The following is a 21,406-nucleotide window of genomic DNA, read 5'->3' as shown; positions in this document are numbered from 1 at the left end:
GCTGCCCGATTTGGTATCAGAACGTCGGCGCGATCTTATAAATAGAGAATTCGTTATGACCTAAATCTTCTGATTTAGTCGTTTTCCCATTCGCGACGCGTAAAATTTCCTGATAAATTTCCTCGCCCATTTGCGTAATAGAAGCCTCGCCAGACATAATGGCGGACACATCAATATCAATATTGTCCTGCATCATTTCCCACGTTGCTTTATTACCCGTAATTTTTATTACCGGCGCTATTGGGTTACCGGCAGGCGTTCCGCGACCGGTAGTAAAAATAACGATCTGCGCTCCACCCGCCACCATGCCGGAAATAGATTCAATATCCTGCCCCGGGGTATCCATAATCCACAGGCCAGGATGCGTTGGGCTATCGGCATATTCCAGTACGCCCTGTAACGGCGCATGACCCGCTTTATGCATACAGCCTAACGATTTTTCTTCAATGGTAGTCAACCCGCCTTTAATATTGCCCGGCGTCGGCTGTCCCCCGCGAATATCCTCGCCCAGCGCTTTTGCTCGCGCCTCGCAGCCGACCACTAAATCAATGAGCTGTTGACCAACCTCCGGCGTCACCGCGCGTTTCGCCATCACATGCTCGGCGCCAATAAATTCCGTCGTTTCAGAAAGAATTGAGCTTCCGCCACAGCGTATCAGCTTATCCGAGGCGACCCCGCAGGAAGGGTTAGACGCCAGCCCCGATGTAGTATCTGACCCGCCGCACTCCATCGCCAGCAGCAGCTCGCTAACCGGTGCTTGCTGCGGTTTTTGCATGGAGAGTTGTTGCGCATAGTCGCGGGCCAGCGAAATCCCCCTGGCCTGACATTTAAGCGTGCCGCCCTCTTCCTGAATGGTAATGCAGGAAGTCGGTTTGCCAAATGCGGTAATCTCTTCTGCGATGCGCAGCGGCTCCGCGCCTTCACAGCCTAAGCCCACAACCACAATAGCGCCGACGTTGGGATTATTCGCCACATTAATCAATGTTTTTTCCGTCAGACGCGCATCGCCTGCTACCTGGCAGCAGCCAAAATCGTTATTCACCCATGTCGCGCCTTTTACCTGCCGGGCAATATCCTGGGCAACTTTATTCGCACAAACGCTGGTAGGTAAAATCAGTACATAATTACGGATGCCAAAACGGCCGTCAGGGCGGCGGAAACCCAAAAAAGTCTCATTGCTCATAATCATTTTCCCTTGTTTTATATTATTTCCAGTCACCACGTCCGCGTTCGCTTTCCACATTGTGGACGTGCACATAGTCGCCACTTTTTATTTCCTGAGTGGCGCGGCCAATGGATTCGCCATATTTATAAACTTCGCCATGAAAAGGCACATCGCAGATGGCGAATTTGTGGCCAAATGGCACATCCTGATGTAACACAACGCTTATCTCGCGTTCGCCAATGAACATTGTGGCGGTTTCGCCGGCCTTGAGCGCCGTAATAGCCGTCGCGACGCAATCCTGAGGGTGAATCACCACTGCATTTTTTTTCACGATTAACTCCTTTGCTTTAGTCCTGTCTTCCCTAATCAAAAGGCGTGCCATTTTTTAATTGTATGTTTTATATGACTTTATTTTTATGGGCCGATCTGGCGGTGACAGGAACTGCGGTAATTTGCCTCAGTCGTGTCGCATTTTGCGTCACCTGCTCATGGACGCCTGGCGCGACAAATGTTCTACCCCCTGTTTTGACGTGCGTGTTTGGGCTATGCTATGCGGATCTAAACACCACCTCTAAAGCTACATTTGTAGCTGTATCGAAAACAGGACTACTGGCTGCCATGCAAGAGCAATACCGCCCGGAAGAGATAGAATCCAAAGTACAGCTTCACTGGGATGAGAAGCGCACATTTGAAGTGACCGAAGACGAGAGCAAAGAGAAGTATTACTGCCTGTCGATGCTTCCCTATCCTTCTGGCCGACTACACATGGGCCACGTACGTAACTACACCATCGGCGACGTGGTTGCCCGCTACCAGCGTATGCTGGGCAAAAACGTGCTGCAGCCAATCGGCTGGGACGCCTTCGGCCTGCCGGCGGAAGGCGCGGCGGTGAAGAACAACACCGCGCCAGCGCCGTGGACGTACGACAACATCGCGTACATGAAAAACCAGCTCAAAACGCTGGGTTTTGGCTATGACTGGAGCCGTGAAATCGCGACCTGCACCCCGGAATACTACCGTTGGGAACAGAAGTTCTTCACCGAGCTGTATAAAAAAGGCCTGGTGTACAAGAAGACTTCTGCCGTTAACTGGTGCCCGAACGATCAGACCGTTCTCGCCAACGAACAGGTGATCGACGGCTGCTGCTGGCGCTGCGACACCAAAGTTGAGCGTAAAGAGATCCCACAGTGGTTTATCAAAATCACCGCTTACGCAGACGAGCTGTTGCGCGATCTGGATAAGCTGGACCACTGGCCTGATACCGTAAAAACGATGCAGCGCAACTGGATTGGCCGCTCTGAAGGCGTGGAAATCACCTTCGATGTGAAGGGTTACGATAACACCCTGACCGTCTATACCACCCGCCCGGATACCTTTATGGGCGCCACCTACCTGGCAGTGGCCGCCGGTCATCCGCTGGCGCAAAAAGCGGCGGCGAATAACGCCGAGCTGGCGGCGTTCATCGACGAATGCCGTAACACCAAAGTGGCCGAAGCCGAAATGGCGACCATGGAGAAAAAAGGCGTCGACACCGGCTTTAAAGCGATTCATCCGTTAACTGGCGAAGAGATCCCGGTCTGGGCGGCAAACTTTGTCCTGATGGAGTACGGCACTGGCGCGGTGATGGCCGTTCCGGGTCACGATCAGCGCGACTACGAATTTGCCTCCAAATACGGTTTGACCATCAAGCCGGTGATTCTGGCCGCTGACGGTTCCGAGCCGGATCTTTCCGAACAGGCGCTGACCGAAAAAGGCGTGCTGTTTAACTCCGGCGAGTTCGACGGTCTGGCCTTTGAAGCGGCGTTTAACGCCATTGCCGATAAACTGGCGGAAAAAGGCGTCGGCGAACGTAAAGTGAACTACCGTCTGCGTGACTGGGGCGTTTCCCGTCAGCGTTACTGGGGCGCGCCGATCCCGATGGTCACCCTGGAAGACGGCACAGTGCTGCCGACGCCGGAAGATCAACTGCCGGTTATTTTGCCGGAAGACGTCGTCATGGACGGCATCACCAGCCCGATCAAGGCCGATCCTGAGTGGGCGAAAACCACCGTTAACGGTATGCCGGCGCTGCGTGAAACCGACACCTTCGACACCTTTATGGAATCGTCATGGTACTACGCGCGTTATACCTGCCCGCAGTATCAGGAAGGAATGCTGGATTCGAAAGCGGCAAACTACTGGCTGCCAGTCGACATCTACATCGGCGGTATTGAACATGCCATCATGCACCTGCTCTACTTCCGCTTCTTCCATAAGCTGATGCGCGATGCGGGCATGGTCACCTCTGACGAGCCGGCTAAGCAGTTGCTGTGTCAGGGCATGGTGCTGGCGGATGCGTTCTATTATGTCGGCGAGAACGGCGAACGTAACTGGGTTTCGCCAGTTGACGCTATCGTCGAGCGCGATGAAAAAGGCCGCATCGTCAAAGCAAAAGACGCAGCGGGTCATGAGCTGGTCTACACTGGCATGAGTAAAATGTCCAAGTCGAAAAATAACGGTATCGACCCGCAGGTAATGGTTGAACGTTATGGCGCGGACACGGTACGCCTGTTTATGATGTTCGCTTCTCCGGCGGATATGACTCTGGAATGGCAGGAGTCCGGCGTAGAAGGCGCAAACCGCTTTATTAAACGCGTCTGGAAGCTGGTTTACGAACACACCGCTAAAGGTCCTGTCGCGGCGCTGAACGTCGATGCGCTGAGCGAAGATCAAAAAGCGCTGCGTCGCGATGTGCATAAAACCATTGCCAAAGTGACCGATGATATCGGCCGCCGTCAGACGTTCAACACCGCCATTGCGGCGATCATGGAGTTGATGAACAAACTGGCGAAAGCCCCGCAGGAAGGCGAACAAGACCGCGCACTGCTTCAGGAAGCGCTGCAGGCCGTCGTGCGTATGCTTAACCCGTTCACCCCGCACGTCTGCTTTACCTTGTGGCAGGAACTGGGTGGCGAAGGCGATATCGACAACGCGCCGTGGCCGGTTGCCGACGAGCAGGCAATGGTGGAAAACACCACGCTGGTTGTCGTGCAGGTTAACGGTAAAGTTCGCGGTAAGATCACCGTTGCGGTGGATGCCACCGAAGAACAGGTGCGTGAACGTGCAGGCCAGGAACATCTGGTGGCAAAATATCTTGATGGCGTTACCGTGCGTAAAGTGATTTACGTTCCGGGTAAACTCCTCAATCTGGTTGTTGGCTAAGCGCGGGAGGAAGCGTGCGATATCTGGTAACACTGTTGTTATCTCTGGCGGTGCTGGTCACCGCCGGATGCGGCTGGCATCTGCGTAGCACTACGCAGGTTCCGGCTTCAATGAAAACGATGATCCTCGATTCCGGCGATCCGAACGGTCCGCTAAGTCGTGCGGTACGTAATCAGTTACGGCTGAATAACGTAAACCTGCTTGATAAAGACACAACGCGCAAAGACGTTCCGTCTCTGCGGCTTGGAACGGTGACTATTTCGCAGGATACGGCGTCAGTGTTCCAGGACGGCCAGACGGCGGAATATCAGATGGTGATGACCGTCAATGCCTCGGTATTGATTCCGGGCCATGACATCTATCCTATCAGCACGAAAGTGTACCGTTCGTTCTTCGATAACCCGCAGATGGCGTTGGCGAAGGATAACGAGCAGGCCATGATCGTTCAGGAGATGTATGACAAAGCCGCTGAACAGCTGATTCGTAAGCTGACCAGCGTCCGCGCGGCGGATATTCAGGCGACGAAAGAGGAGGCTACCGCCGACAATGAGACGGCGGCGCCCGCCTCTACGCCAGCACGCGTCTCCACTACGCTGAGTAACTAATGATCAGGTTGTATCCTGAACAACTCCGCGCGCAGCTCAACGAAGGGCTGCGTGCGGCATATCTGCTATTGGGCAACGATCCGCTGCTGCTGCAGGAAAGTCAGGACGCTATTCGTCTGGCGGCTGCGTCGCAAGGCTTCGAAGAGCACCACGCTTTTACTCTCGATCCCAGTACCGACTGGGGATCGCTTTTCTCACTCTGCCAGGCGATGAGTCTGTTCGCCAGCCGTCAAACGCTGGTGCTGCAACTGCCGGAAAACGGGCCTAACGCGGCAATGAATGAGCAACTCGCCACGCTGAGCGAGCTGCTGCATGACGACCTGTTATTAATAGTACGCGGAAACAAATTCACCAAAGCGCAGGAAAACGCCGCCTGGTATACCACGCTGGCAGACCGTAGCGTTCAGGTCAGTTGTCAGACGCCGGAGCAGGCGCAGCTTCCCCGCTGGGTGGCCGCCAGAGCGAAAGCACAGAATTTGCAACTGGATGACGCCGCGAACCAACTGCTGTGCTATTGCTATGAGGGCAATCTGTTGGCGCTGGCGCAGGCGCTGGAACGGCTGTCGCTGCTTTGGCCTGACGGTAAGTTAACGCTTCCTCGCGTGGAGCAGGCCGTCAATGACGCCGCCCACTTTACCCCTTTCCACTGGGTGGATGCGTTACTGATGGGGAAAAGCAAACGCGCGCTGCATATTCTGCAACAGCTACGCCTTGAAGGCAGCGAACCGGTTATTCTGCTGCGGACCCTCCAGCGAGAGCTGCTGCTACTGGTAAATCTCAAACGTCAGTCCGCGCATACGCCGTTACGCGCGCTGTTTGATAAACACCGGGTCTGGCAAAACCGTCGCCCCATGATCGGCGACGCGTTGCAGCGTCTCCATCCTGCGCAGCTTCGCCAGGCCGTGCAGTTATTGACGCGTACAGAAATTACACTCAAACAGGATTATGGTCAGTCGGTATGGGCAGATCTTGAAGGGCTGTCGCTCCTGCTCTGCCATAAGGCGCTGGCAGACGTATTTATTGATGGGTGATATGAAATCGTTACAGGCTTTATTCGGCGGCACCTTTGATCCGGTGCATTATGGACATCTTAAACCTGTTGAAACGCTGGCGAATCTGATCGGCTTATCGCGGGTGATTATTATGCCTAACAATGTGCCGCCGCATCGCCCCCAGCCGGAAGCCTCCAGCGCGCAGCGTAAATATATGCTGGAGCTGGCTATCGCCGATAAGCCGCTTTTTACGCTGGATGAACGCGAGCTACAGCGAAACGCGCCCTCTTACACTGCGCAAACGCTGAAAGCATGGCGCGAAGAACAGGGTCCCGAAGCGCCGCTGGCGTTTATTATCGGCCAGGACTCGCTGCTTAACTTCCCCACCTGGCATGATTACGACACCATCCTTGATAACACTCACCTGATCGTTTGTCGTCGTCCGGGCTATCCCCTTGAAATGACGCAGGCGCAACACCAGCAGTGGCTGGAACAGCATCTGACCCATACGCCAGACGATCTGCACCAGTTGCCAGCCGGTAAAATTTACCTGGCGGAAACGCCCTGGCTTAATATCTCCGCAACCCTCATCCGCGAACGGCTGGAAAAAGGCGAGTCCTGCGACGATCTGTTGCCGGAAAACGTGCTGAACTACATCAATCAGCAGGGGTTATACCAGTAAGCACATTGCGCAGCGCCGCCAGCAGACGCTCGTTTTGCGCAGCGCTGCGTATCGCCACACGATAATAGCGGCTGTCCAGCCCCGGGTAGTTAGCGCAGCTACGAATTAAAATCCGCTGCGTCAGCAACCGTCGCTGCAGGTCAATATCCTCTCGCTCACAGCGTAACAACAGATAGTTTGCCCGCCCGGGATAGACCGTCAGCAGGGGGAGCTGACAAAGCGCCTGATAAAACCGGGCACCCTCCTCCCGTAACCAATGCCAGGTCGCCTGTTGCCAGGCGCTATCCTGTAACGCTACCTCACCGGCAAGCGCCGCCAGCGCGTTAACCGACCACGGCATTTGTTGGCGACGCATCCGCGCCACCGCCGCGTCATCGCTATTGACGAGATATCCCAACCGCAGGCCGGGAATGGCATAAAATTTGGTCAGCGAACGCAGCACCCAGATATGCGGATTATCTTTAAGAGCAGGAATAAAGCCCGTCTCATGCGGAATAAAATCGATAAACGCTTCATCCAGGATCAGGTTAATGTTCAGCGATTTGCAGCGTACGGCAATGGCCTGTAATAACTGCCGCTCCGGCAGCAGGCCGGTAGGATTATTGGGCGTACACAGAAACAGGCAGTCCAGATCGGGCGTCAACGCCTCAAGAATGGCATCGGTAAGCTGCCAGCCATCCGCTTCGCGTAGAGACCAGCGACGAATTTCACAGCCACTTTGCGCCAGCGCCCGGCCATACTCCGCGAAACCTGGCGTGACAATCATTGCACGACGCGGTTTAAGACCGCTCGCCACGGTAAAGATTGACTCCGTCTCGCCATTTCCCGCCAGTATCCACGATGCCGGCACCTGATGATGACGCGCCAGCGCCTGGTGCAAATGAAAATAATCGGCGTCCGGGTAGCGCTCAATGCAGTCCAGATTGTCGATAAGCGCGCGTTTCACGCTGACAGGCATACCCAGCGGATTAATGTTTGCGCTAAAATCCAGTAACTGGTCAGGCGAGATGCCCAACACCGTCGCGGCTTCCCGAATATTACCGCCATGCGCGCTGTTGAATAACGCCATTATGCCTCCGGCCAAAAAACGCTATTTTAGTGAAAAAAACGTTGCGCAATCAGGGGCATTATCATGTTTTGCGCATTTAACCTCATGAGGAATACCATGCGATTGTGGCTGGTGCGTCATGGCGAAACCGAGGCCAATGTCGCCGGGTTGTATAGCGGACATGCTCCCACGCCGTTAACGGAAAAAGGGATTGGCCAGGCGAAAACGCTACATACTTTATTGCGCCACGCGCCATTTGACCGGGTGTTATGCAGCGAGCTGGAGCGCGCGCGCCATACCGCCCGGCTCGTACTGGAGGGCCGGGATGTGCCGCAACACATCTTACCTGAGCTTAATGAGATGTACTTTGGCGACTGGGAAATGCGCCATCACCGCGACCTCACCCATGAAGATGCCGAAAGCTATGCCGCCTGGTGTACGGACTGGCAGAATGCGGTTCCGACCAATGGCGAGGGTTTTCAGGCTTTTACCCGGCGCGTAGAGCGCTTTATCTCGCGACTCGACGCGTTTAGCGATTGCCAGAACCTGCTGATCGTCAGCCATCAGGGCGTACTCAGCCTGTTGATTGCCCGTCTGCTCGCAATGCCCGCCGCCTCGCTATGGCATTTCCGGGTAGAACAGGGATGCTGGAGCGCAATCGACATATGCGAAGGGTTCGCCACCCTGAAAGTATTAAATAGTCGTGCCGTCTGGCGGCCTGAGTGATGAATTTTCCGTTTTTTCTCGCCGCAGCGGTTTCGCCCATTGACAGCCCCCGACAGGCTGTTATTCTCCGCAGCCAGGCTTTTTTCACCTTGCAGAGCTTTGCAGAAATTGTTTTACAAAAATGGCGATGCTTTCTGTGACGTGGGATGGGATGATAATCTGGTTTTAAACGCCGATCCGGCGACATAAGTCCCGGTATCGCCGCTGATTCAGGTATACTACACGGCGTCCCGCCGGAAGGTTAGCGTTAACTCGCAACGCCTTACCGGTCCAGCCTGTTGGCCTTTTTTCTATCGTTATAACGCAATTATTCACCCAGGGGGAAAACTTGCAGGGTAAAGCACTCCAGGATTTTGTTATCGACAAAATTGATGACCTGAAAGGTCAGGACATCATCGCCTTAGATGTTCAGGGTAAATCCAGTATCACCGACTGTATGATTATTTGTACCGGCACCTCCAGCCGTCACGTTATGTCTATTGCCGACCACGTGGTGCAGTCGTCGCGCGCGGCCGGTATGCTGCCATTGGGCGTCGAAGGCGAAAATGCGGCTGACTGGATTGTCGTCGATCTGGGCGATGTGATTGTGCATGTCATGCAGGAAGAAAGTCGCCGCCTGTATGAACTGGAAAAACTCTGGAGTTAATGCGTGAAGCTGCAACTTGTCGCTGTCGGCACGAAGATGCCCGACTGGGTTCAAACGGGATTTACGGAATATCTGCGTCGTTTTCCGAAAGATATGCCCTTTGAGCTGATCGAAATCCCTGCGGGCAAACGCGGCAAGAACGCGGATATCAAACGTATTCTCGACAAAGAGGGCGAGCAGATGCTGGCCGCCGCCGGTAAGAATCGCATTGTTACCCTGGATATTCCAGGCAAGCCGTGGGATACGCCGCAGTTAGCCAATGAGCTGGAGCGCTGGAAACAGGACGGGCGCGACGTCAGTTTGCTGATTGGCGGCCCGGAAGGATTATCTCCCGCCTGCAAAGCGGCAGCGGAACAGAGCTGGTCGCTCTCGGCGTTAACGCTCCCTCACCCGCTGGTTCGGGTTCTGGTTGCGGAGAGTTTGTACCGGGCGTGGAGCATCACAACCAACCACCCTTATCACCGTGAGTGATCGTGAAGTCTTGAGAAGATTAAGCAGCGGATGAAACGACAAAATTCTTTTCGTGACTATACGGCTGAGTCCGCACTGTTTGTGCGTCGGGCGCTGGTCGCCTTTTTGGGTATTTTGCTGCTGACCGGCGTACTGATCGCCAATTTGTATAATCTGCAAATTCTCCGTTTTACCGATTACCAGACCCGCTCGAACGAAAACCGTATCAAGCTGGTGCCAATTGCGCCAAGCCGCGGGATAATCTACGACCGTAACGGTATTCCCCTTGCGCTGAACCGCACTATCTATCAGATTGAAATGATGCCGGAAAAGGTGGATAACGTTCAGCAAACGCTGGATGCGCTACGCAGTGTGGTCGATTTAAACGACGACGATATCGCCGCCTTTAAAAAAGAGCGCGCCCGATCCCATCGCTTTACTTCTATTCCGGTGAAAACAAACCTGACGGAAGTTCAGGTCGCGCGCTTTGCTGTCAACCAGTACCGTTTTCCGGGCGTCGAAGTCAAAGGCTATAAACGCCGCTATTATCCATACGGATCGGCGCTGACCCACGTTATCGGCTACGTATCGAAAATCAATGATAAAGACGTCGAGCGTCTCGACAGAGAAAACAAACTGGCGAACTACGCCGCCACTCATGACATCGGCAAGCTGGGCATTGAGCGCTACTATGAAGATATTCTGCATGGGCAAACCGGTTATGAAGAGGTTGAAGTCAACAACCGCGGCCGCGTTATTCGCCAGCTTAAAGAGGTGCCGCCGCAGGCCGGACACGATATCTACCTGACGCTGGATCTCAAGCTCCAGCAGTATATTGAAACGCTGCTGGCAGGCAGTCGCGCGGCGGTGATTGTCACCGATCCGCGTACCGGCGGCGTGCTATCGCTGGTCTCCATGCCAAGTTACGACCCTAACCTTTTCGTGGACGGCATCTCCAGCAAAGATTACTCCGGGCTGCTTAACGACCCGAACACGCCATTAGTGAACCGCGCGACTCAGGGTGTCTACCCACCCGCTTCTACCGTTAAGCCTTACGTCGCCGTATCGGCGTTAAGCGCTGGCGTCATCACCCGTAACACCAGTCTTTTCGACCCTGGCTGGTGGCAGTTGCCGGGGTCTGAGAAACGTTATCGCGACTGGAAAAAATGGGGCCACGGGCATCTGAATATCACCAAATCCCTTGAAGAGTCGGCGGATACCTTCTTCTATCAGGTGGCCTATGACATGGGAATCGATCGCCTGTCAGAATGGATGGGTAAGTTCGGCTATGGTCACTATACCGGAATTGATCTCGCAGAAGAGCGATCTGGTAATATGCCGACCCGCGAGTGGAAACAGAAACGCTTTAAAAAACCGTGGTATCAGGGCGATACGATTCCGGTGGGCATCGGCCAGGGTTACTGGACGGCGACGCCGATTCAGATGAGTAAGGCGCTGATGATCCTTATTAACGACGGTGTAGTTAAAGTCCCGCACCTGTTAATGAGCACCGCGGAAAACGGTAAACAGGTGCCGTGGGTACAGCCGCATGAGCCGCCGGTGGGCGATATTCACTCCGGCTACTGGGAAATTGCGAAAGATGGCATGTATGGCGTCGCCAACCGCCCTAACGGCACGGCGCATAAATATTTTGCCAGCGCGCCCTATAAAATCGCGGCGAAGTCGGGCACCGCGCAGGTCTTTGGCCTGAAGGCCAACGAAACGTACAATGCGCATAAAATCGCCGAGCGCCTGCGCGACCATAAATTAATGACCGCCTTTGCGCCGTATAACAATCCCCAGGTCGCCGTCGCGATCATCCTTGAAAACGGCGGTGCAGGCCCGGCAGTAGGCACAATCATGCGCCAAATCCTTGATCACATCATGCTGGGCGACAACAACACCCATTTGCCTGCGGAAAACCCGGTGGTTGCAGCGGCGGAGGACCAATAATCATGACGGATAATCCGAACAAAAAAACCTTCTGGGATAAAATTCATATCGATCCCACGATGCTACTCATTCTGCTGGCGTTACTGGTTTATAGCGCGTTGGTCATCTGGAGCGCCAGCGGCCAGGACATCGGCATGATGGAGCGTAAAATCGGTCAGATTGCGATGGGGCTGGTGGTTATGGTGGTGATGGCGCAGATCCCGCCGCGCGTGTATGAAGGCTGGGCGCCCTATCTCTATATCATTTGTATCATTTTGCTGGTCGCCGTTGATGCCTTCGGCGCAATATCCAAGGGCGCGCAGCGCTGGCTCGATCTGGGAATCGTTCGCTTTCAGCCTTCGGAAATAGCCAAAATCGCCGTGCCGCTGATGGTCGCCCGCTTTATTAACCGCGACGTCTGCCCGCCCTCGCTGAAAAATACCGCCATCGCCCTGGTATTAATCTTTATGCCTACCCTGCTGGTCGCCGCCCAGCCGGACCTGGGGACGTCTATTCTGGTCGCCCTTTCCGGTCTCTTTGTCCTATTTTTGTCTGGTCTGAGCTGGCGCTTAATTGGGGTCGCCATTGTATTGATCGCTGCATTTATTCCTATTTTGTGGTTTTTCCTGATGCACGATTACCAACGCCAGCGCGTCATGATGCTCCTTGATCCGGAGACCGATCCGCTGGGCGCGGGCTATCATATTATTCAGTCTAAAATCGCCATTGGCTCAGGCGGCCTGCGCGGTAAAGGCTGGCTCCACGGCACCCAGTCGCAGCTGGAGTTTTTACCCGAACGCCATACCGACTTTATTTTCGCGGTACTGGCGGAAGAGCTCGGTCTGGTGGGCATCCTGATTCTGCTCGCGCTCTATATTTTGCTAATAATGCGCGGCTTGTGGATTGCCGCCAGAGCGCAAACTACATTTGGTCGCGTGATGGCTGGCGGATTAATGTTAATATTATTCGTTTATGTCTTCGTAAATATTGGTATGGTGAGCGGTATTCTGCCTGTGGTTGGAGTACCTTTACCCCTGGTCAGCTACGGGGGCTCCGCACTGATTGTGCTGATGGCCGGGTTCGGGATTGTGATGTCGATCCACACCCACAGAAAAATGTTGTCGAAAAGCGTATAAGGGGTGCGCAATGCGTAAGCAGTTGCCTGTAATCTGCGTCGCGGCAGGGATAGTACTACTCGCGGCATGTACTAATGACGGCGGTCAGCAGCAAACCACCGTCGCGCCGCAACCTGCGGTATGTAATGGTCCGACTGTGGAAATCAGCGGAGCGGAACCGCGTTATGAACCTCTGAATCCGACCGCAAACCAGGATTATCAGCGTGACGGTAAAAGTTATAAAATCGTTCAGGATCCGTCCCGCTTTAGCCAGGCTGGCCTGGCCGCTATTTATGATGCGGAACCCGGCAGTAATTTAACCGCCTCCGGGGAGATGTTCGATCCGATGCAGCTTACCGCCGCCCATCCGACACTGCCTATCCCCAGCTATGCGCGAATCACCAATCTGGCCAACGGTCGCATGATCGTCGTGCGTATTAACGATCGCGGCCCCTATGGCACCGATCGGGTCATCTCCCTGTCCCGCGCGGCGGCGGATCGTCTGAATACCTCGAATAATACTAAAGTACGGATTGACCCCATTATCGTGGCGCCGGATGGTTCGCTCTCCGGCCCGGGGATGGCTTGTACAACGGTGGCGAAACAGACCTACGCTCTGCCCCCGCGCCCTGATTTAAGCGGCGGAATGGGAAGCGCCTCTTCAGCACCTGCGCAACCGCAAGGCGACGTTCTTCCGGTCAGTAATTCCACGTTGAAAAGTGACGATACCACCGGCGCGCCGGTGAGCAGCAGCGGCTTCCTCGGCGCGCCGACTACGCTGGCGCCTGGCGTGCTGGAGGGTAATGAACCGACGCCGGCGCCACAGCCAGCGCCGGTTTCCGCGCCGGTGACGGCTCCAGCGACTGCGACGCCGGTGAGCGCGCCTGCCGCCGCAGCCCCGGTATCTGCCCCGGTGAGCGCGCCTGCCGCCGCGGCGAGCGGTCGTTTCGTCGTCCAGGTCGGCGCCGTCAGCGATCAAACGCGCGCGCAGCAGTACCAACAGCGTTTAAGCCAGCAGTTCAGCGTACCAGGGCGCGTAATACAAAACGGCGCGGTCTGGCGTATTCAACTGGGGCCTTTTGCCAGTAAAGCCGAAGCCAGCGCGTTACAGCAACGTTTGCAAACAGAAGCACAATTACAGTCCTTTATCGCCAGCGCGCAGTAACCGATCGCAGGTATCTGTACTGTCAATTTCTGTAAATGACATTAACAAAGTCACGCGGAAAGTCAGATGCCTGCCAGTTATGCTTTTGCTATAGTAGGGCTCTTTTTTTAATTTCATCACGGACGTCGTAGTTCAGACCATGAAGACCACTTTTTCCGCTCGTTTTATGCAGCGCATGGCGCTCACCACGGCGCTTTGTGCCGCGTTTATCTCAACCGCACATGCCGATGACCTGAATATCAAAACTATGATCCCGGGCGTTCCGCAGATCGATGCGGAATCCTACATCCTGATCGACTACAACTCCGGCAAAGTTCTGGCGGAACAAAACGCCGACGAACGTCGCGACCCGGCGAGTCTGACGAAGATGATGACCAGTTACGTCATCGGACAGGCAATGAAAGCGGGTAAATTTAAAGAAACCGACCTGGTTACCGTCGGTAATGACGCCTGGGCCACCGGCAATCCGGTATTTAAAGGCTCCTCGCTGATGTTCCTTAAGCCGGGAATGCAGGTACCGGTCTCTCAGTTGATACGCGGCATCAATCTGCAATCCGGCAATGACGCCTGTGTGGCGATGGCTGATTTCGCCGCCGGTAGCCAGGATGCTTTCGTCGGGCTGATGAACAGCTATGTGAACGCGTTAGGGCTGAAAAATACCCACTTCCAGACCGTACACGGCCTGGACGCCGACGGACAATACAGTTCAGCTCGCGATATGGCGCTGATTGGTCAGGCGTTAATTCGCGATGTGCCTAACGAATATGCCGTTTATAAAGAAAAAGAGTTCACCTTTAACGGCATTCGCCAGTTAAACCGTAACGGTCTGCTGTGGGATAACAGCCTGAATGTGGACGGCATCAAAACCGGCCATACCAGCAAAGCGGGCTATAATCTGGTCGCTTCCGCAACCGAAGGCCAGATGCGATTGATTTCCGCCGTGATGGGCGGACGGACCTATAAAGGCCGTGAAACAGAAAGCAAAAAACTGCTGACGTGGGGCTTCCGTTTCTTTGAAACCGTTAATCCGCTGAAGGCTGGTAAAGAGTTCGCTTCTGAACCCGCCTGGTTTGGTAATACCGATCGCGCCTCGCTGGGCGTCGATAAAGACGTTTACCTGACGATCCCTCGCGGTCGCATGAAAGATTTGAAAGCGAGCTATGTACTGAATACCGCAGAACTGCACGCGCCGCTGCAGAAAAACCAGGTGGTCGGCACCATCAACTTCCAGCTGGACGGTAAAACCATCGAGCAGCGTCCGCTGGTCGTACTGCAAGAGATCCCGGAAGGGAACTTCTTCGGTAAAATCATTGATTACATTAAATTAATGTTCCATCACTGGTTTGGATAAAAATTGAACGCTTGAAAGTGTGATTTTCGTCCCCATATACTATGCATCAGTAAAACTCCCGCCCTGTGGCGGGAGTTGTTATTTTTTTACGTAATGCCGGAGCTGACATGAAAACCAAACTTAACGAACTGCTTGAATTCCCTACGCCATTTACTTACAAAGTAATGGGGCAGGCGTTACCTGAGCTGGTTGATCAGGTGGTTGAAGTGGTACAGCGCCATGCGCCTGGTGATTACTCTCCGACGGTAAAACCGAGCAGCAAAGGCAACTACCACTCGGTCTCTATCACCATTAATGCCACCCATATTGAACAGGTTGAAACGCTGTACGAAGAACTGGGCAATATTGATATCGTGCGAATGGTATTGTAATACATCCAGACGGTTACCCGGTCTTATCCGGGTAACTCCCCGCCTCCCCCGCTGTGATATACTTTCCTCTCTTTTTTCATTCTCTACGGAGATGCCGTTTTGTATCAGGATAAAATCCTTGTCCGCCAGCTCGGCCTTCAGCCCTATGAAGCTATCTCTCAGGCCATGCATAACTTTACCGATATGCGCGATGAAAACAGCCATGATGAAATCTGGTTGGTTGAGCATTACCCGGTGTTTACCCAGGGCCAGGCCGGTAAAGCGGAACATATATTGATGCCTGGCGATATTCCCGTTGTGCAGAGCGATCGTGGAGGACAGGTGACCTATCATGGTCCGGGCCAACAGGTAATGTACGTTTTACTTAACCTGAAACGACGTAAACTGGGCGTGCGTGATTTAGTCACCCTACTTGAACAGACCGTGGTGAATACGCTGGCTGAAATTGGTATTGAGGCGCATCCGCGCGCCGATGCGCCGGGCGTCTACGTGGGTGAAAAGAAAATCTGCTCGCTGGGTTTACGTATCCGTCGCGGCTGCTCATTCCACGGTTTAGCGCTAAACGTTAACATGGATCTTTCTCCTTTCCTACGCATCAACCCGTGTGGTTATGCCGGCATGGAAATGGCCAAAATAACGCAGTGGAAGGAAGACGCTACCACGGATAATATTGCGCCCCGCTTGCTGGCGAATATTTTAGCTCTGCTAAATAATCCACCGTATGAATATATTGCTGCTTAATGCGTAAAATATAATGGCCCAAGAAATTTATGGGTCATTAATCATATATGATTTGAATGCTTTACTTCTCCCCCCGCTTTCTATATTTTCGTTATATCCCTGCTGTAGCCGCCAGGCGGCATGGCCTCTTCAGTCCTCATGATGAGGAATTTTCCGTGAACAAAATCCCGGCCTTGCTGTTACTTATCTTATTGAAATGACTAAAAATACATTCATAAGAGTAATTTTAAAACCAACTCATAAATGCAAAATATACTATTTCATCTATTATTCATAATACGAATGAATTCGGAGCCAGAGCGTGAGTGATAATAATCAGGCAGAAAGACAACCGGCCGATCAACACCTACAAGACAAACCGCAAATTTTCAGAACACTGAGAAATATTGACCTCAATCTGTTGACGATTTTCGAGGCCGTATATGTCCATAAAGGGATCGTCAATGCAGCGAAAATTCTTAACCTGACGCCGTCAGCCATCAGCCAGTCCATTCAAAAATTACGGACTATATTTCCCGATCCGCTGTTTATTCGCAAAGGCCAGGGCGTAACGCCCACGACGTATGCTACGCATCTGCACGAATACATCAGCCAGGGGCTGGAATCTATTCTTGGCGCCCTGGATCTTACGGGCAGCTATGATAAGCAACGTACCATTACAATTGGCACGACGCCTTCGGTCGGCGCGCTAGTGATGCCGATTATTTACCAGGCCATCAGGCCGCGTTATCCTCAGCTTTTGCTGCGCAACATTCCGGTAGACGATGCCGAAAGCCAGCTTAGTCAGTTTCAGACCGATCTCATTATCAATACCCATAGCTATAACAACCGGAGCATCCAGCATCACGTCCTGTTTAGCGATACGCTTGAGATTGTCTGCCGCCAGCATCACCCGTGTCTGGCGAACGCCATTACTGAAGAGAGACTGAACAGCGCGGATCACACCTTTCTGATGCTGGAGGGACAACATCTTTCCCTCCTGCGCCAGCGACTGCAGGAGACATTTCCCGATCAGCAAATCAGTTTTAGCAGCTACAATATTTTTACCATTGCCTCGCTGATCGCCAGCAGCGATCTGCTGGGACTGATGCCCACCCGCTTCTACGACTTATTTAGCCGTTGCTGGCCGCTTGAACGCCTTCCCTACGCGCCGGTGAATAGTGAACAGGTCGAGTTCTCGCTGCATTACAATAAACTAAGTCTGCGCGATCCGGTGCTGGAGAACGTCATTGATATCATTCGTGAGGCGTTCTGACAAAAATGTTGCATTCAGGTCACGGAAGATATGGGCAAACAGCACAAAACAACAACTATTTTACATTTTGCCGGGCTGTCAGGCTGCTTTATGGCCCTTATCAATGATATACTGCGTGTCACAAATTCAAAAATAGTTGATAAATACAACTTTCCCTTGAATTGAAACGCTTTCCTTCGTTATTCGCAACTGGAACACGCACGCTATGAGTAAACCCATTGTGATGGAACGCGGTGTAAAATACCGCGATGCCGATAAGATGGCTCTTATCCCGGTTAAAAATGTGGTCACAGAGCGCGACGCTCTACTACGTAAACCGGAATGGATGAAAATAAAACTTCCGGCGGATTCTACCCGTATCCAGGGCATCAAAGCCGCAATGCGCAAAAATGGCCTGCATTCTGTCTGCGAGGAAGCGTCTTGCCCAAACCTGGCTGAATGTTTCAACCACGGTACCGCTACGTTTATGATCCTTGGCGCCATTTGCACTCGCCGCTGCCCGTTCTGTGATGTCGCCCATGGCCGCCCCGTTGCGCCGGATGCGGAAGAGCCGCAGAAACTGGCGCAAACGATCGCCGACATGGCGCTACGCTATGTGGTCATCACCTCTGTCGACCGTGACGATCTGCGTGACGGCGGCGCCCAGCACTTTGCTGACTGCATCACCGCCATCCGCGCCAAAAGCCCGGAGATAAAAATAGAGGCCCTGGTGCCAGACTTCCGTGGACGTATGGATCGCGCGCTGGATATCCTTAACGCGACGCCGCCGGATGTGTTTAACCACAACCTGGAAAACGTGCCGCGTATTTACCGCCAGGTTCGTCCGGGCGCCGATTACAACTGGTCGCTGAAATTACTGGAACGCTTCAAAGAAGCGCACCCGGAAATTCCGACAAAATCGGGTCTGATGGTGGGCTTAGGCGAAACCAATGCGGAAATCATTGAGGTTATGCGCGACTTACGCCGTCACGGCGTTACCATGCTGACGCTTGGTCAGTATCTACAGCCAAGCCGCCATCACCTGCCGGTACAGCGTTATGTCAGCCCGGAAGAGTTTGACGAGATGAAAGCGGAAGCCCTGGCGATGGGCTTTACCCATGCCGCCTGTGGCCCCTTTGTACGTTCTTCGTACCATGCTGATCTCCAGGCCAAAGGCATGGAAGTGAAATGATCGTGTAATAGACGCTTACATTTCAGGCAAAAAAAACCGGCAACTCGCCGGTTTTTTTACTCTGCGGAGCAAGCGCATCGCGCTATTACTCTTTGTGCGAGAGTTTTTCAGCCTGAACGCTACCGTCGACGTCTTTCTTAACGCCCGCGTCTTCATCGTTCATTGCTTTCTTGAATCCTTTAATCGCCGTGCCCAGGTCTCCGCCCAGCGTACGTAACTTCTTGGTACCAAACAGCAGAACAACCAGTGCGGCAACCACCAGCAGTTTGGTAATACTAATCTCACCCATAGATACCTTCTTCACTAAAAACAGGCTGCGTAACGCGCCGGATTAACCTGAGAATATTAACGGTCTTTCGACGCGCGCACACAATAGCAATCTGTAACAAGGTGAATCAAGCTTTGCGTAAAAAAACATCATAATAATTGCGGTGGCGCAAATCGTCGTTGCTGCAAAAGAGGAAGTTGCTCCCGCACCTGGTCTATTCGTTCTCTGAATATTTCCGCGACGATCAGCGCCGGACGATCGGCTGCCGCGGCTATCGTTACCCCCAACGGATCGATAATACGACTTTGACCAATATTACGATTACCACACTCCCCGGCCGCAATCATATAGCAGGTGGTATCCAGCGCTCTCGCCGCCAGCAGCGTCGACCACTGCTGCTCTTTCAACGGGCCGCGAACCCAGCCCGTCGGCAGCGCCAATACGTCAGCCCCCTGTAAAGCCAGCGCTAGCGCCATATCCGGAAAGCGCAGGTCATAACAGGTCATAAGCCCCACCTTAACCCCCTCCACGTCCAGCACAGGCGCGATAACGGTTCCGGCATCAATACTTTGGGATTCTTGCATCGAAAACGCATCATAGAGATGCAGCTTCGCGTAACGCGCGACAATGTGACCCGCCCGTAGCGCCACCAGCATATTAACCGCCCGTCCAGGCGTTGACGGGACAAGGATAGTGAATATCGTCGTCATATTATTATGAGCGCTTTCTTCCAGAAGCCGCGTCATAAACGCGCCATCCAGCGGCTGCGCGGCGCGAATCGGCAGGTCAAGGTCGATGTCATCTCGCGCTAATATCCCCTCAGGCAGCACCAGAAGCGATACGCCGCGGCACGCCGCCTGAGCCATTAACGAAACGCAAACTTGCGCATTCTTTTCCCATACAGAACTCACCACAAACTGCCCGGCTGCAACGAACATATCCCCTCCCACACCTCTGTCAGGACTCGCCAATTATGCGTGTTCGGCGTTACACTCCTCTTGTATAGCAATTAAATAAAGGATTCGGCAGTGTTACAGCTTCTTTTAGCAGTTTTTATCGGCGGTGGAACGGGGAGCGTAGCCCGGTGGATGCTAAGTATGCGTTTTAATCCGCTTCATCAGGCGATTCCCATCGGTACGCTAACAGCAAATTTGCTTGGCGCGTTTATTATCGGCATGGGGTTCGCCTGGTTTAACCGCATGACACATATCGATCCGATGTGGAAAGTGCTCATCACGACCGGCTTTTGCGGCGGCCTGACGACCTTTTCTACTTTTTCTGCTGAAGTGGTATTCTTGTTGCAAGAGGGGCGCTTTGGCTGGGCGCTGCTGAATGTGCTGATTAACCTGTTGGGTTCGTTTGCCATGACGGCGCTGGCATTCTGGCTATTTTCCGCCGCAGCGGCGCGTTAAGCGCAAAAAAAACCCGCCGAAAGGGCGGGTTTTGAAATCTTGCTGTCGGACGTATGCTTACAGAGCAGTTACGTTTGCAGCGGAAGGGCCTTTGGCACCGTTAGTGATTTCGAACTCTACGCGCTGACCTTCAGCCAGAGTTTTAAAACCATTGGTCTGGATTGCAGAGAAGTGTACGAACACGTCTTTGCTGCCATCTTCCGGAGTAATGAAACCGAATCCTTTGGATTCATTAAACCACTTAACGTTACCTTTAATCTTAGACATCAAAATTACCTTTACATGAAAAATAGACACAAATGCTGTGTCGGATACCAGTACAACAATTGTGATGCATTTTGTCCAGTCGAACTTTGCGAAAAAGTGATAAATATCGCGTTAATTTTTAGCTAACTTTATCTACTTATTGTTTTTTAAGGCTTTTTAATTCACAACTGAAGAATACCCTTCCCCGTCAAAACTGGAAACGCATCCAGGCGAAATAGACGTTTCCGTTGTTATACGAACCCGGAATGTAGGTCATCTGAAAGGTAGCGGGCCCATAGCCTATCGACGCTAAAGGCAACAGCACAGGGATGGGAATATAATTCCAGTTGTCGCGCGCGGTAACGCCTGCGGTAAAGCCCAGTCCCAGACGAAAATTATCGTCTTCCAGCGGTCGCCAGGTTTTTTCCCAGCCATAACCGCCTATGGGTTCCCATTTGTTAAATGAATCTTTAAAGGCCATCATATAGAGGCCATGCCAGTTGCCTTTATCGTCCCAGCGCGACTGACCAAAACCAACGCCCCACGGCCGCTCGTTATAGCGATCCGTTTTCTCTTTATCGTAGGCAAAGCGCGCATGCCAGGTAATGGCGGGGACATACAAATCATAATGCTCAGGCTGTCGCCACGTTTCTGCGACGTTATCGGTAAACGTGTTAAACCACCCTTTATCCGCCGCAGAGACTGAAGGAATAGCCAGCCATGGCATAACAAGGAGAGCAATAATAAGAAAATACTTTCTGATAATCATCACAACAGCCATACCGTTCAAAAATTCGACTGTGATAATAACAACATTAACCTGAATAAAATCTTAACAAACTATAAACAGAGAATAATCTGAGA

Annotated in this window: 23 protein-coding genes; 16 read left to right on the top strand and 7 right to left on the bottom strand. The window is 53.1% G+C overall.

Annotated elements, in window-relative coordinates:
- Positions 1-16: 16 nt before the first annotated feature.
- Together NBA72_RS07360 and NBA72_RS07355 are read right to left on the bottom strand one after the other, a co-directional pair.
- Positions 17-1,189: a UxaA family hydrolase gene (locus NBA72_RS07360; RefSeq protein WP_001670689.1), complete on the bottom strand. Its 1,173-nt coding sequence runs from the start codon at positions 1,187-1,189 to the stop codon at positions 17-19.
- A gap of 16 nt (positions 1,190-1,205) precedes the next feature.
- Positions 1,206-1,547 carry a UxaA family hydrolase gene (locus tag NBA72_RS07355; protein WP_001574029.1) on the bottom strand — a complete coding sequence of 114 codons (342 nt, stop codon included), beginning with the start codon at positions 1,545-1,547 and terminating at the stop codon, positions 1,206-1,208.
- A gap of 236 nt (positions 1,548-1,783) precedes the next feature.
- Here NBA72_RS07355 and leuS point away from each other — a divergent pair, with 236 nt between their 5' ends.
- From leuS to nadD, 4 genes are read left to right on the top strand one after another with little or no spacing between them, the layout of a single operon-like run.
- Positions 1,784-4,366, top strand: coding sequence for a leucine--tRNA ligase (gene leuS, locus NBA72_RS07350; protein WP_001157912.1), 2,583 nt, complete (start codon positions 1,784-1,786; stop codon positions 4,364-4,366).
- Between the two features lie 14 nt (positions 4,367-4,380).
- On the top strand, positions 4,381-4,971 hold the full coding sequence (gene lptE, locus NBA72_RS07345; protein WP_001269950.1) for an LPS assembly lipoprotein LptE: 591 nt from the start codon (positions 4,381-4,383) through the stop codon (positions 4,969-4,971).
- Complete coding sequence (holA, locus tag NBA72_RS07340; RefSeq protein WP_042948029.1) at positions 4,971-6,002, top strand: DNA polymerase III subunit delta; 1,032 nt, start codon at positions 4,971-4,973, stop codon at positions 6,000-6,002. The genes lptE and holA overlap by 1 nt, the downstream gene beginning before the upstream one ends.
- 1 nt (position 6,003) lies before the next feature.
- Positions 6,004-6,645 (top strand): nicotinate-nucleotide adenylyltransferase, encoded by a 642-nt coding sequence (nadD, locus tag NBA72_RS07335; protein WP_023137128.1) that lies wholly within the window; start codon positions 6,004-6,006, stop codon positions 6,643-6,645.
- On the opposite strand, the gene cobD is transcribed toward nadD, so the two are convergent.
- The gene (cobD, locus tag NBA72_RS07330) at positions 6,620-7,714 is read right to left on the bottom strand and encodes a threonine-phosphate decarboxylase CobD (RefSeq protein ID WP_042948031.1); all 1,095 of its coding nucleotides are present in this window, start codon (positions 7,712-7,714) and stop codon (positions 6,620-6,622) included. The genes nadD and cobD overlap by 26 nt on opposite strands.
- Positions 7,715-7,810: 96 nt before the next feature.
- Here cobD and NBA72_RS07325 point away from each other — a divergent pair, with 96 nt between their 5' ends.
- From NBA72_RS07325 to lipA, 11 genes are all read left to right on the top strand, one after another.
- Positions 7,811-8,419 carry an adenosylcobalamin/alpha-ribazole phosphatase gene (locus tag NBA72_RS07325; protein ID WP_001241922.1) on the top strand — a complete coding sequence of 203 codons (609 nt, stop codon included), beginning with the start codon at positions 7,811-7,813 and terminating at the stop codon, positions 8,417-8,419.
- Positions 8,420-8,747: 328 nt separating this feature from the next.
- On the top strand, positions 8,748-9,065 hold the full coding sequence (gene rsfS / locus NBA72_RS07320; protein ID WP_001161670.1) for a ribosome silencing factor: 318 nt from the start codon (positions 8,748-8,750) through the stop codon (positions 9,063-9,065).
- A gap of 3 nt (positions 9,066-9,068) precedes the next feature.
- Positions 9,069-9,536, top strand: a complete 468-nt coding sequence (gene rlmH / locus NBA72_RS07315; RefSeq protein WP_000776107.1) for a 23S rRNA (pseudouridine(1915)-N(3))-methyltransferase RlmH — start codon at positions 9,069-9,071, stop codon at positions 9,534-9,536.
- 30 nt (positions 9,537-9,566) lie between these two features.
- A complete protein-coding gene (gene mrdA / locus NBA72_RS07310; RefSeq protein ID WP_000828700.1) occupies positions 9,567-11,468 on the top strand; it encodes a peptidoglycan DD-transpeptidase MrdA in 1,902 nt (633 codons plus the stop codon).
- A 2-nt stretch (positions 11,469-11,470) separates the two neighbouring features.
- Positions 11,471-12,583, top strand: coding sequence for a peptidoglycan glycosyltransferase MrdB (gene mrdB / locus NBA72_RS07305; RefSeq protein WP_000131713.1), 1,113 nt, complete (start codon positions 11,471-11,473; stop codon positions 12,581-12,583).
- 10 nt (positions 12,584-12,593) lie between these two features.
- Positions 12,594-13,727, top strand: coding sequence for an endolytic peptidoglycan transglycosylase RlpA (gene rlpA, locus NBA72_RS07300; RefSeq protein WP_001728669.1), 1,134 nt, complete (start codon positions 12,594-12,596; stop codon positions 13,725-13,727).
- Positions 13,728-13,866: 139 nt separating this feature from the next.
- The gene (gene dacA, locus NBA72_RS07295; RefSeq protein WP_000858711.1) at positions 13,867-15,078 is read left to right on the top strand and encodes a D-alanyl-D-alanine carboxypeptidase DacA; all 1,212 of its coding nucleotides are present in this window, start codon (positions 13,867-13,869) and stop codon (positions 15,076-15,078) included.
- Positions 15,079-15,185: 107 nt separating this feature from the next.
- Complete coding sequence (gene ybeD, locus NBA72_RS07290) at positions 15,186-15,449, top strand: DUF493 family protein YbeD (protein ID WP_000850547.1); 264 nt, start codon at positions 15,186-15,188, stop codon at positions 15,447-15,449.
- 99 nt (positions 15,450-15,548) lie between these two features.
- Positions 15,549-16,190, top strand: coding sequence for a lipoyl(octanoyl) transferase LipB (gene lipB / locus NBA72_RS07285; RefSeq protein ID WP_000284009.1), 642 nt, complete (start codon positions 15,549-15,551; stop codon positions 16,188-16,190).
- Between the two features lie 301 nt (positions 16,191-16,491).
- Complete coding sequence (locus NBA72_RS07280) at positions 16,492-17,445, top strand: YbeF family transcriptional regulator (protein ID WP_001282817.1); 954 nt, start codon at positions 16,492-16,494, stop codon at positions 17,443-17,445.
- 205 nt (positions 17,446-17,650) lie between these two features.
- Positions 17,651-18,616: a lipoyl synthase gene (gene lipA / locus NBA72_RS07275; RefSeq protein ID WP_042948034.1), complete on the top strand. Its 966-nt coding sequence runs from the start codon at positions 17,651-17,653 to the stop codon at positions 18,614-18,616.
- A gap of 85 nt (positions 18,617-18,701) precedes the next feature.
- On the opposite strand, the gene tatE is transcribed toward lipA, so the two are convergent.
- Positions 18,702-18,905, bottom strand: coding sequence for a twin-arginine translocase subunit TatE (gene tatE, locus NBA72_RS07270; RefSeq protein WP_000503938.1), 204 nt, complete (start codon positions 18,903-18,905; stop codon positions 18,702-18,704).
- Positions 18,906-19,033: 128 nt separating this feature from the next.
- Positions 19,034-19,822, bottom strand: a complete 789-nt coding sequence (locus tag NBA72_RS07265) for a deaminated glutathione amidase (protein ID WP_023206857.1) — start codon at positions 19,820-19,822, stop codon at positions 19,034-19,036.
- A 90-nt stretch (positions 19,823-19,912) separates the two neighbouring features.
- On the opposite strand from NBA72_RS07265, the gene crcB reads away from it, so the two are divergent.
- Complete coding sequence (gene crcB / locus NBA72_RS07260; RefSeq protein ID WP_000939753.1) at positions 19,913-20,296, top strand: fluoride efflux transporter CrcB; 384 nt, start codon at positions 19,913-19,915, stop codon at positions 20,294-20,296.
- 57 nt (positions 20,297-20,353) lie between these two features.
- Here crcB and cspE read toward each other — a convergent pair whose 3' ends face one another.
- Positions 20,354-20,563 carry a transcription antiterminator/RNA stability regulator CspE gene (gene cspE / locus NBA72_RS07255; RefSeq protein ID WP_000034826.1) on the bottom strand — a complete coding sequence of 70 codons (210 nt, stop codon included), beginning with the start codon at positions 20,561-20,563 and terminating at the stop codon, positions 20,354-20,356.
- A 187-nt stretch (positions 20,564-20,750) separates the two neighbouring features.
- On the bottom strand, positions 20,751-21,323 hold the full coding sequence (gene pagP, locus NBA72_RS07250) for a lipid IV(A) palmitoyltransferase PagP (protein WP_001623090.1): 573 nt from the start codon (positions 21,321-21,323) through the stop codon (positions 20,751-20,753).
- Positions 21,324-21,406: the final 83 nt, after the last annotated feature.

Origin of the sequence: Salmonella sp. NW1250, assembly GCF_051812965.1 — a bacterium.
Taxonomy (GTDB): domain Bacteria; phylum Pseudomonadota; class Gammaproteobacteria; order Enterobacterales; family Enterobacteriaceae; genus Salmonella; species Salmonella enterica.
Note: the sequence above shows the minus strand (reverse complement) of the source record. Positions and strands in the feature narration are given on the sequence as shown.

Bases quoted from the DNA above. Each gene is read 5' to 3' on its own strand.
- NBA72_RS07355 (WP_001574029.1), bottom strand. From the start codon at position 1,547: ATGGCACGCCTTTTGATTAGGGAAGACAGGACTAAAGCAAAGGAGTTA.
- cspE (WP_000034826.1), bottom strand. From the start codon at position 20,563: ATGTCTAAGATTAAAGGTAACGTTAAGTGGTTTAATGAATCCAAAGGA.
- holA (WP_042948029.1), top strand. From the start codon at position 4,971: ATGATCAGGTTGTATCCTGAACAACTCCGCGCGCAGCTCAACGAAGGG.
- lipA (WP_042948034.1), top strand. From the start codon at position 17,651: ATGAGTAAACCCATTGTGATGGAACGCGGTGTAAAATACCGCGATGCC.
- NBA72_RS07325 (WP_001241922.1), top strand. From the start codon at position 7,811: ATGCGATTGTGGCTGGTGCGTCATGGCGAAACCGAGGCCAATGTCGCC.
- dacA (WP_000858711.1), top strand. From the start codon at position 13,867: ATGAAGACCACTTTTTCCGCTCGTTTTATGCAGCGCATGGCGCTCACC.
- mrdA (WP_000828700.1), top strand. From the start codon at position 9,567: ATGAAACGACAAAATTCTTTTCGTGACTATACGGCTGAGTCCGCACTG.
- cobD (WP_042948031.1), bottom strand. From the start codon at position 7,714: ATGGCGTTATTCAACAGCGCGCATGGCGGTAATATTCGGGAAGCCGCG.
- tatE (WP_000503938.1), bottom strand. From the start codon at position 18,905: ATGGGTGAGATTAGTATTACCAAACTGCTGGTGGTTGCCGCACTGGTT.
- ybeD (WP_000850547.1), top strand. From the start codon at position 15,186: ATGAAAACCAAACTTAACGAACTGCTTGAATTCCCTACGCCATTTACT.
- nadD (WP_023137128.1), top strand. From the start codon at position 6,004: ATGAAATCGTTACAGGCTTTATTCGGCGGCACCTTTGATCCGGTGCAT.
- leuS (WP_001157912.1), top strand. From the start codon at position 1,784: ATGCAAGAGCAATACCGCCCGGAAGAGATAGAATCCAAAGTACAGCTT.
- NBA72_RS07360 (WP_001670689.1), bottom strand. From the start codon at position 1,189: ATGATTATGAGCAATGAGACTTTTTTGGGTTTCCGCCGCCCTGACGGC.
- rlpA (WP_001728669.1), top strand. From the start codon at position 12,594: ATGCGTAAGCAGTTGCCTGTAATCTGCGTCGCGGCAGGGATAGTACTA.
- mrdB (WP_000131713.1), top strand. From the start codon at position 11,471: ATGACGGATAATCCGAACAAAAAAACCTTCTGGGATAAAATTCATATC.
- NBA72_RS07265 (WP_023206857.1), bottom strand. From the start codon at position 19,822: ATGTTCGTTGCAGCCGGGCAGTTTGTGGTGAGTTCTGTATGGGAAAAG.
- pagP (WP_001623090.1), bottom strand. From the start codon at position 21,323: ATGGCTGTTGTGATGATTATCAGAAAGTATTTTCTTATTATTGCTCTC.